The sequence below is a fragment of the Arthrobacter sp. 2RAF22 genome (genome assembly GCF_052115325.1).
Lineage (GTDB): Bacteria > Actinomycetota > Actinomycetes > Actinomycetales > Micrococcaceae > Arthrobacter.
Genome location: NZ_JBFRGL010000031.1, coordinates 1 through 1,569, shown reverse-complemented (window position 1 = coordinate 1,569; position 1,569 = coordinate 1). Strand labels below are relative to the sequence as shown.

At 70.8% G+C, this 1,569-nt stretch carries 1 protein-coding gene; it reads right to left on the bottom strand.

Annotation, left to right across the window (positions count from 1 at the left end; all coding sequences use genetic code 11):
* Positions 1–1,569, bottom strand: a 1,569-nt coding sequence (locus tag AB4068_RS15655) for a fibronectin type III domain-containing protein (protein ID WP_441433869.1), incomplete at both ends; no start/stop codon positions are given.

Sequence of the window (1,569 nt, the reverse complement as noted above, 5' to 3'; positions counted from 1 at the left end):
GTCGTCGAGGTACATCCAGGTGTCGTCGGCGGGGCTGGAGCCGTCGAGGTGGACGTTGTACCAGAGGGTGATGGTTTGGCCTTTGTAGGCGGTGAGGTCGGCGGTGAGCTGGGTCCAGGTGCCGTTGTTGTTGCAGAGTTTGAAGAGGCTGCCCAGGGTGGTGCCGGTGGTGGTGCGGACTTGTGCTTCCATCCAGTCGTACGGGCAGGCGTTGCCGGTGCAGGGGTCTTCCTGGCTGTGGGGCTGGTACCAGAAGGACAGGGTGGTGGTTCCGGTGGCGGGGATGGTGATGGTCTGGGACAGGCTGCTGTCCCCGAGGGGTTCGGTTCCTGAGGCCAGGCCCAGGAGCGCGGAGCCGGTGCCGGTGTGGGCGGTGGTGGAGGCCACGGGTGCCCTGACCCCGCCGGTGGTCCAGGCGGTGAGCCCGGATTCGAAGCCGCCGTTGGTGATGGCCGAGGTCGTTGTTCCGGAGGGGGTGACCGGTGCCGAGGCCGCCGACGGGGCGGAGGTGCCGATGGCGTTCGTGGCGGTGACGGTGAAGGTGTAGGCCGTGCCGTTGGTGAGTCCGGTGATGTTCGCCGTCGTCGCGGGCGGGTTCCCGGTCACGGTGACCGGGGCCAGGGTGGCGGTTCCGGCGTGCGGGGTGACCGCGTAGGAGGTGATCGCCGAGCCGCCGTTGCCCGGGGCGGTCCAGGACACGGTCGCGGAGGCGTTCCCCGCGGCCGCGGTGACCCCGGTGGGGGCTGCGGGTGCCGTGGCCCCCGCGGTCGGCGTGACTGCGGCCGAGGCCGCCGACGCCGGGGAGGTGCCGATGGCGTTCGTGGCGGTGACGGTGAAGGTGTAGGCCGTGCCGTTAGTGAGTCCGGTGATGTTCGCCGTCGTCGCGGGCGGGTTTCCGGTCACGGTGACCGGGGCCAGGGTGGTGGTTCCGGCGTGCGGGGTGATGGCGTACGAGGTGATCGCCGAGCCGCCGTTGGCCGGGGCCGTCCAGGTCACGGTGGCTGAGGCGTTCCCGGCGGCCGCGGTGACCCCGGTGGGGGCTGCGGGTGCGGTGGGGGTGGTCTGGGTGTTGGTGAGGGTGACGTCGTCCAGGTACATCCAGGTGTCATCCGCCGGGCTGGAGCCGTCGAGGTGGACGTTGAACCAGAGCACGACGGTTTGGCCGTTGTAGGCGGAGAGGTTCGTGCTGAGCTGGGTCCAGGTGCCGGAGTTGCTGCTGAGTTTGAACAGGCTCGCCAGGACCGTGCCGCTCGTGGTGCGGACTTGTGCTTCCATCCAGTCGTAGCGGCAGGCGGTGCCGGTGCAGGTRTCGTCGGCGGTGTGSGGCTGGTACCAGAAGGACAGGGTGGTGGTTCCGGTGGCGGGCATGGTGAGGGTCTGGGCCAGGGTGCTGTCGCCGAGCGGTTCGGTGCCGGAGGCCAGGCCCAGGAGCGCGGAGCCGGTGCCGGTGTGCGCGGTGGTGGAGGCCACGGGTGCCCTGACGCCGCCGGTGGTCCAGGACGTGAGCCCGGATTCGAACCCGCCGTTGGTGACCCCGGGAACCGGGGCCGTCGGGGTCACCGGAGCCGA